General features: G+C 43.0%; 10 protein-coding genes and 1 pseudogene. 10 read left to right on the top strand and 1 reads right to left on the bottom strand.

Annotated elements, in window-relative coordinates; all coding sequences use genetic code 11:
• Positions 1-110: 110 nt before the first annotated feature.
• From B6K83_RS18385 to B6K83_RS17880, 10 genes and pseudogenes are all read left to right on the top strand, one after another.
• Positions 111-254, top strand: a pseudogene (locus tag B6K83_RS18385) (translesion error-prone DNA polymerase V subunit UmuC); the annotation flags it as partial.
• A gap of 425 nt (positions 255-679) precedes the next feature.
• On the top strand, positions 680-1,054 hold the full coding sequence (locus B6K83_RS17920; protein ID WP_085286215.1) for a transposase: 375 nt from the start codon (positions 680-682) through the stop codon (positions 1,052-1,054).
• Positions 1,051-1,398 (top strand): IS66 family insertion sequence element accessory protein TnpB, encoded by a 348-nt coding sequence (gene tnpB, locus B6K83_RS17915; protein WP_085286214.1) that lies wholly within the window; start codon positions 1,051-1,053, stop codon positions 1,396-1,398. The genes B6K83_RS17920 and tnpB overlap by 4 nt, the downstream gene beginning before the upstream one ends.
• A 49-nt stretch (positions 1,399-1,447) precedes the next feature.
• A complete protein-coding gene (gene tnpC, locus B6K83_RS17910; RefSeq protein WP_085286216.1) occupies positions 1,448-2,977 on the top strand; it encodes an IS66 family transposase in 1,530 nt (509 codons plus the stop codon).
• A 288-nt stretch (positions 2,978-3,265) separates the two neighbouring features.
• Positions 3,266-3,637 carry an Hg(II)-responsive transcriptional regulator gene (gene merR, locus B6K83_RS17905; protein WP_033011277.1) on the top strand — a complete coding sequence of 124 codons (372 nt, stop codon included), beginning with the start codon at positions 3,266-3,268 and terminating at the stop codon, positions 3,635-3,637.
• Between the two features lie 190 nt (positions 3,638-3,827).
• Complete coding sequence (locus B6K83_RS17900; RefSeq protein WP_012517597.1) at positions 3,828-4,175, top strand: mercuric transporter MerT family protein; 348 nt, start codon at positions 3,828-3,830, stop codon at positions 4,173-4,175.
• A 46-nt stretch (positions 4,176-4,221) separates the two neighbouring features.
• Positions 4,222-4,506 carry a mercury resistance system periplasmic binding protein MerP gene (merP, locus tag B6K83_RS17895; protein WP_008110847.1) on the top strand — a complete coding sequence of 95 codons (285 nt, stop codon included), beginning with the start codon at positions 4,222-4,224 and terminating at the stop codon, positions 4,504-4,506.
• On the top strand, positions 4,506-4,925 hold the full coding sequence (gene merC, locus B6K83_RS17890) for an organomercurial transporter MerC (RefSeq protein WP_012517596.1): 420 nt from the start codon (positions 4,506-4,508) through the stop codon (positions 4,923-4,925). Before merP ends, merC begins: the two co-directional genes overlap by 1 nt.
• A gap of 20 nt (positions 4,926-4,945) precedes the next feature.
• Positions 4,946-6,385 (top strand): mercury(II) reductase, encoded by a 1,440-nt coding sequence (merA, locus tag B6K83_RS17885; protein ID WP_008467329.1) that lies wholly within the window; start codon positions 4,946-4,948, stop codon positions 6,383-6,385.
• 113 nt (positions 6,386-6,498) lie between these two features.
• Positions 6,499-6,936, top strand: a complete 438-nt coding sequence (locus B6K83_RS17880; RefSeq protein WP_008110853.1) for a MerR family transcriptional regulator — start codon at positions 6,499-6,501, stop codon at positions 6,934-6,936.
• Positions 6,937-7,105: 169 nt separating this feature from the next.
• Here B6K83_RS17880 and B6K83_RS18730 read toward each other — a convergent pair whose 3' ends face one another.
• Positions 7,106-7,399: a Tn3 family transposase gene (locus B6K83_RS18730; protein ID WP_158088382.1), complete on the bottom strand. Its 294-nt coding sequence runs from the start codon at positions 7,397-7,399 to the stop codon at positions 7,106-7,108.
• Positions 7,400-7,471 lie beyond the last annotated feature (72 nt).

The following is a 7,471-nucleotide window of genomic DNA, read 5'->3' as shown; positions in this document are numbered from 1 at the left end:
ATATCCCCCCTAAAATTCTCAACTTATCACTTAAAAACGTTGTGAATTGCATAAGTAACCTACAAGCCTTACTTTTAAAGGGTTTTCACAACAATTAAACAATTAAAGGTGTAACGGTGAATAATGACGGCTGCGTGGTTGCACGGTCGCGTGAAGCTAAGTTACTCGGTATTAAAATGGGCGTACCCGTCTTTCAAATCAAAGCTGAAATGCAGCGCCATGGCATTTTGGCATTCTCGTCCAACTATGCGCTTACAGTTGGGAAATACTTTAGACATCACATGTTGTAATGTTTCAGGTTGTATAAATTAGACGTCGAGATGAGGGGTGGTTACAATTTTTACTATTGGTTAAGAAATATCTTGAAAAAGTAGATGTATGAACGCGTAACCCCCTGGGGGAAGGCTTAGCAGTGTGAATAACGGATGATTTAGGTGTTAATGTGATTGAACAAAATAGGTCGTTTCCAGATGACTTCGGCTTTGACTATTGTCTTATGTGGATTAGTACGGAGAAATATCCCTCATTTATAAGTAGGCCACACCCTGACAGTGGCGAGATCATCCATGACGTTAGGGACAACTCAAAACCATTTGTAAGCGTCCGGCCATCACATCTTTTATTTGCTGACTGATCACGCATCATAGCTGTCACTGTTATTAAACCGTGAGAGTTATGAATGCCCGTATTAAAACAATCCGATGTGCGCCGGGCCTTTTCGCCCGAGTTTAAATGGCAACTCGTTCAGGAATCGAAAGAACGTGTGTTGTCGGTCTCTGAATTGGCGCGCAAATACGATGTGAATACCAACCAGGTATTTCGCTGGGTGCGGGAAGTTAACGTCGGTAAAGCTTTGTGGGTCAGGCGAGCTAAAGGTGAAGTGGATACGCCAGTTGCCCCCACACCATTCCTTCCTGTTAGTGTTCGTGCGATTGAAGCTGTGCCGGTCTTGCATAAACCCGCCATAACGGTGTCGTTTTGCAGTGGTCATCAACTGGTATTACACGAGGCAACACCAGGTATGTTGCAGCAATTGGTGGCGGCGTTGTCATGATTACCTTATCCCATGAGCTGCGTGTATGGCTGTGTGCCGGTTACACCGATATGCGCAAGGGCTTCGATGGCCTGGCGGCCATGGCACAGCATGTGTTGCAGAAAGACCCTTTTAGCGGGCATGTGTTTGTGTTTCGAGGGCGGCGTGGGGACCGGGTTAAACTGCTATGGTGGGATGGTCAGGGGTTGTGTTTATTTTACAAACGCTTGGAGCAGGGGCGATTCGTGTGGCCAACCTCAAAAACCGGTGCAGTGCACTTAACTCAGGCCGAATTGGCGTTGTTGCTGGAAGGCTTAGACTGGCGCCCGCCTGCCAGAAAAAACACACCAAAAAATGCTGCATAAGCACAATTAATCAATGAGTTAGATGCCTATTTATGCTATCATGCACCGCATGAAAACGATGGCATCTCACTTACCCAATGACCCGAAACAGTTGCAGGAAATTATCCTTCAACTGCAGTCAACGCTTGCCCAGCAGGATACCGTTATTGCCTCGTTACGCCACCAGTTATCCGTATTAAAACGTGCCCGCTTCGGGCGTTCGTCCGAGCATCTCGACAAGCAAATTCATCAGTTGGAATTGCAGCTTGAAGAGCTGGAGATGCAGACCAGTGTCTTACCTAAGCTAGTCGCACCAGCAACCGAGGACAAAGCGACGCCACGTCGACGCGCTTCTCTGCCTGCACAATTACCGCGAGAAGAGCTGCGTGTTGAAGCAGCCTGCCAGTGTCCGGCATGCCAGGGCGAATTAACCCATATCGGTGATGATGTCTCTGAAATGCTGGATGTTGTACCGGCATCTTACCGGGTTATCCGCATTGTGCGCCCTAAGTTCAGTTGCCAGCACTGCGACACCCTGGTACAAGGCCAGGCGCCTGAGCGTGTGATTAAAAAAGGATTAGCCAGTGCAGCGTTAATCACTCAAGTTATCGTCGATAAATACCTCGACCATCAACCGCTGTACCGCCAGGCTGAGCGGATGGAACGTGAAGGGATTGATGTCGAACGCTCAACGTTGGCGGACTGGGTAGGACAAACAGGTGCATTACTCACGCCACTGGCCGATGCCATCGGACGCCATGTGAAAGCAGGCTTGCATGTGCATGCCGATGACACGACAGCACCGACACTATCACCAGGGAAAGGCCGCACCCAAACAGGCCGCTACTGGACTTATGTACGGGATGGTCGTCCATGGGGTGATGCCACAGCACCGGCAGTCTGGCTGCAATACAGTGAAGACCGAAAAAGCATCCATCCCACTGCACACTTAAAAGGCTACAAAGGCTCACTGCAGGCCGATGCTTATGCCGGTTACAACGAACTATACCAACGACAAATAACCCAGCACGGTTGCTGGGCCCACGTGCGGCGTAAGTTCTATGACATCACCCAAACAGGCCCTTCGCCATTAGCTGATGAAGCGATAACCGTTATTCAATCTCTCTACGTGATTGAGAAACAGGCGCGTGGCCAACCACCGGATGAACGACAACACATCCGGGCTATACATGCCAAGCCTATCCTTGAGCGCTTCCATACCTGGCTGCAGACAACATTGCGCACCTTATCGAAAGGCTCGCCATTGTCCAAGGCAGTCCACTATGCTCTGAAGCAGTGGGAGGCACTGGTTGCGTATGTGGATAACGGTTGTGCTGAAATAGATAACAACAGTGCAGAGCGGTCATTGCGGCCCATCGCCCTGGGCAGGAAAAATTACTTGTTTGCGGGTTCAGTAGCCGGTGGGGAACGGGCTGCCGTGCTCTATTCAATACTCGGTACTGCCAAACTCAACGGTATCAACCCGAATGACTACCTGACCGCGGTACTCAAACGTATCGGCAACCACCCCATCAACCGTATCGATGAGCTGCTGCCCTGGAGCATCGACTTATCCACCCAGCCAGGTGACGCAATTTAAGATATTAAGTGTCCACTAAAATTAAGTGGACACTTTAGGGTGTACTCATGTAGAACTGCATGTAATAACACTAATTTGGACTTTGATAATGAAAAAGGATAAACCATACATTGTTGTGGTTTAATATTGTTGTAACAACGGTAACTTTACTTATTTAATAGAAGAAAAAACAAAATCAATTAGCGATGTTTAAACTGGTATTCATTGATGGTCACTTTAATTAGATATAAAGTAAGTAAACAAAAAGTCAGTAAGGTAATTGATAACGTGTCTAAACGAACCATAAGTATGTTGGCTAAAGAACTGAGTGTAAATGTCGAAACAATTCGCTTTTATGAACGCAAAGGCTTAATTAAACAACCACCAAAGCCTATGCAGGGCTATAGACATTACCCGAAAGAAACGGTAAATAGAATACATTTTATCAAGCGTTCTCAAGAATTAGGTTTTACGCTAAATGAGATTGAAGGGTTACTTGCGTTAAACGATAGTCCATGTAGTAAAGTACAAGAATTAGCTAATAAAAAACTGATCGCAGTACAAAAAAAGATGGCTGACTTGTTGTTGTTAGAACACGCTTTGGAAGAACATTTAGGACAATGCCAAAATAATGATGACGATAGCCACTGCCCAATAATTGATTCGTTGCAACCGAAGTAAATGATTCACTTAACTACCATTTCCCACTAAAACAGCATATCCAATTTTACTTCTGCGCCTTAATTCAAGTTAGCTTATTCCCCGTATCTGTCGTAGCAGATTATCAAAGATAAATTTTTTATAAATCACCCTTGACTCCGTACTTAGGTACATGCAATACACTTGCATTATCACTTAATGAGGTATCTATATGAATCAAAAAAAATCAAACCTTCCAATGATAGGAGGCATCATAGCAGCATTAGGCGCAGGCGTATGCTGTGTAGGTCCTTTGCTCCTGTTATTACTTGGGGTAAGTGGCTCATGGATTGGTAATTTAACTGCATTTGAACCCTATAGGCCATTATTTATCGCATTTGTAGTGTTGTTGTTTGGCTACTCAGGTTGGAAAATTTACCGTCCTGTAGAAGAGTGTGAGCCGGGAACGGCCTGTGCAATTCCTAAGAAACAGCAACAACGAAAAGTCATTTTCTGGCTGAGCGCTATAGTTGCGACAATTTTAGTGACCAGTAATTATTGGATACTTTTGTTTGCTTAATATACAGATCAAGAAATTTATAACATTTTAAAATTTGGAGCTAATTATGAAAAAATTATTATTAACCGCACTGCTTTCACTTTCTAGTTTTGGTGCTTTTGCTGAAGTAAAAACAGTTACACTGGAAGTGCCAACGATGAACTGTGCGACATGTCCAATCACAGTTAAAAAGTCATTAGAAAATGTTGATGGCGTTGAAAATGCGAAAGTTACCTACAAGCCTAAGCTAGCTGTTGTTTCTTTTGATGACACTAAAACCAACATCAATGCATTAATTGCAGCGACTACCAACGCTGGCTACCCTTCAAATTTAAAAAGTGAAAATAAGTAATGTTTAGCCCCTTAGAACTAGTTACGCGTATCGGAGATAAAGCAGGCTCTATAGGTGCACTTGTTTCGGCAATGGGATGCGCCATGTGTTTTCCCGCGATAGCTAGTCTTGGTGCGGCAATTGGGATGGGATTTCTTAGTCAGTGGGAAGGGGTATTTATCAATACGTTGTTACCACTGTTTGCAGTATTAGCGCTGGCAATGAATATCTTAGGCTGGTTTAGCCATCGTCAATGGTACCGTAGTTTTATCGGTTCAATTGGCCCCATTTTGGTTTTACTCTCTTTATACCCTTGGTTCCAGTACGGGTGGAGTTCATACGTTACTTATACGGGGCTAGGACTAATGGTTGCTGTATCAATTTGGGACATGGTTTCTCCTGCGAATAAACGCTGTGATGATGAAACTTGTACCGCTTAACTTTTTTAGAGGAATAAAATATGTCAACGAATAGTTGTTGCTCGTCAAATGACATCCAGCCAGAACAATTACATGTAGCCATTATTGGTAGTGGTTCAGGGGCCTTTGCCAGTGCGATTAAAGCAGCAGAAGGCGGAGCAAGAGTTACTATCATTGAAGGAGCCGATGTAATCGGAGGTTGCTGTGTAAATGTCGGCTGTGTTCCTTCAAAAATATTGATCCGTGCTGCGCAATTAGCGCATCAGCAACGTACTAACCCGTTTGATGGTTTAGAAAATATTCAGCCACAACTTAGCCGCTCCTTATTAGCACATCAGCAAAACGCTCGCGTCGAAGAACTACGCGATGCTAAATATCAACGTATTTTAGAGAGTAATCCCGCGCTATCTTTACTTAAAGGTTATGCACGTTTTAAAAATCAAAATACCTTGCTAGTTCACAAGTCTGATGGTAGTGAAGAAGAGCTGGTTGCAGATCGCATTTTAATTGCAACAGGCTCTACACCAAGCATTCCGCCAATTAAGGGTTTAGTTGATACACCTTATTGGACATCAACAGAAGCCTTATTTGCAGAAGAGTTACCGAGTAGTCTAGTTGTCATCGGCTCCTCCGTTGTTGCTCTGGAAATTGCGCAAGCTTATGCCCGTTTAGGTAGCCGTGTGACAATTCTAGCCAGACATACCCTTTTATATGCTGAAGATCCGTTATTAGGTGAAAAACTGGCAGAGTGCTTTGAAAAAGAAGGTATTAGGGTACTTAATAATACGCAAGCAAGTCATGTTTCTTATGATAGCAATGGTTTTTCATTGGAAACTAACGAAGGAACATTAATCGCTGAAAAATTGCTTATCTCTACGGGTCGCCATGCAAATACTGGAAAGCTTGGTTTAGAAAATGTTGGTGTTGAAACAGATAAAAGTGGTGCCATTGTTGTTAATAGTATGATGGAAACATCAACAGCTAACATTTATGCCGCTGGAGATTGCTCCAATATGCCACAATTTGTTTATGTTGCTGCTGCTGCCGGAAGTAGGGCTGGAATTAATATGACAGGTGGAAATGCGCAACTCGACTTATCTACCATGCCTGCTGTTATATTCACCGACCCACAAGTTGCTACGGTAGGTCTAACCGAAGTACAAGCTTCAGCGGTAGGAATAAATACGATAAGTCGTGTACTTGATATGGAAAACGTACCAAGAGCTTTAGCAAATTTTGAAACGGATGGTTTTATCAAGTTGGTAGCTGAAGAATCCACGGGAAAACTGATAGGCGCACAAATTTTAGCCCATGAAGGCGGAGAACTGATTCAAAGTGCGGCTCTTGCTATTCATAATAAAATGACAGTCGAAGAATTGGCAGGTCAACTATTTCCGTATTTGACGATGGTTGAAGGATTGAAGTTATGCGCTCAAACCTTTAGCAAAGACGTTAAAGAGCTATCTTGCTGCGCAGGGTAATCATTTAACGGTAATGTACTTACAGAAATGTTAATGGAGTGCCAATTGATTGAATGTAATCAAGATATCTTAAGGCATTCCATTAACAACACAAATTGGAAGCATGCTAAATCATGATTAAATCTAAGGTTGAAAACATTCCTGTTGGTGAAGTCAGTTTTTTGACAGAGATACCTGACATCAATAAGTTCATTAGTAGTGATGATGATGCGTTGGATTTTCCTTTGAGTATTTCTCAACTGGCACTAGCTGCACAAACATCTGTCCATACGGTAAGAAATTATGTTCTTGAGAACTTAGTACACTGCGAAGAAAAAACTAAGTCAGGCCATTCACTTTACGGCTTATGTGCATTAAAGAGATTAAAGTTCATTCGAGCAGCAAGGGCGGCAGGTCTTCTTGTAGTTGATATCAAGCCATTACTAATGGCAATAGATGCAGGAGAAAGAAAAGTTCCTGAAGACATCCAAAAGCTGCTACTTACTAAAATCGAGCATAGAAAAGTATTTTTAAATCTAGTAACAAACCAAATTGAAGAGTTTTGCAATTAGAACAATTATAGAACAGTTCATGGCTCGACTAAAAACTTGTTAGCTTATCTGTTTTCTATCAATGTTAGCTTGTATATATCAAGCATATAGAATATCAACACCTCCAATTTTTAATGGCACTTTGATGCGCAGTACCTTTTGAATTAGAAATACAAACAGATGGCATTCTTTAACTTATTGATTCTACATCACTAAGTAAACCAGCTAAGTCGATTTCTTTGCGGTCTTTATTAAAGGCATATTCCCCATTTAGATTAATGTGTTGCCAAGCAACAGGTGAAAGCCGAGAAATAACATCAACCACATCTTGCCTACCGTTCCTCTCTTGGATTTGTAAAAATGCCGATAGTAACGCGGAATTATAATAAATAATGCAATTTGAAATGAGTCGAGCACAATCGTTCCATTGTGGGGTTCTAGGGATTTTCCCCTCTAAAAAGACATAATCCTCTGTAGACCACACCAATAAATGGCTGCGGAGGTGGTTTACTTTCAGCTTGGAGCCTAATCATCCACTATCGGCCTTGTTATTTCG

It is taken from the genome of Colwellia chukchiensis, from assembly GCF_002104455.1.
GTDB classification, from domain to species: Bacteria; Pseudomonadota; Gammaproteobacteria; order Enterobacterales; family Alteromonadaceae; genus Cognaticolwellia; species Cognaticolwellia chukchiensis.
This window is presented reverse-complemented; position numbering and strand designations above follow the sequence as displayed.

Bases quoted from the DNA above. Each gene is read 5' to 3' on its own strand.
- B6K83_RS17920 (WP_085286215.1), top strand. From the start codon at position 680: ATGCCCGTATTAAAACAATCCGATGTGCGCCGGGCCTTTTCGCCCGAG.
- tnpB (WP_085286214.1), top strand. From the start codon at position 1,051: ATGATTACCTTATCCCATGAGCTGCGTGTATGGCTGTGTGCCGGTTAC.
- tnpC (WP_085286216.1), top strand. From the start codon at position 1,448: ATGAAAACGATGGCATCTCACTTACCCAATGACCCGAAACAGTTGCAG.
- merR (WP_033011277.1), top strand. From the start codon at position 3,266: ATGTTGGCTAAAGAACTGAGTGTAAATGTCGAAACAATTCGCTTTTAT.
- B6K83_RS17900 (WP_012517597.1), top strand. From the start codon at position 3,828: ATGAATCAAAAAAAATCAAACCTTCCAATGATAGGAGGCATCATAGCA.
- merP (WP_008110847.1), top strand. From the start codon at position 4,222: ATGAAAAAATTATTATTAACCGCACTGCTTTCACTTTCTAGTTTTGGT.
- merC (WP_012517596.1), top strand. From the start codon at position 4,506: ATGTTTAGCCCCTTAGAACTAGTTACGCGTATCGGAGATAAAGCAGGC.
- merA (WP_008467329.1), top strand. From the start codon at position 4,946: ATGTCAACGAATAGTTGTTGCTCGTCAAATGACATCCAGCCAGAACAA.
- B6K83_RS17880 (WP_008110853.1), top strand. From the start codon at position 6,499: ATGATTAAATCTAAGGTTGAAAACATTCCTGTTGGTGAAGTCAGTTTT.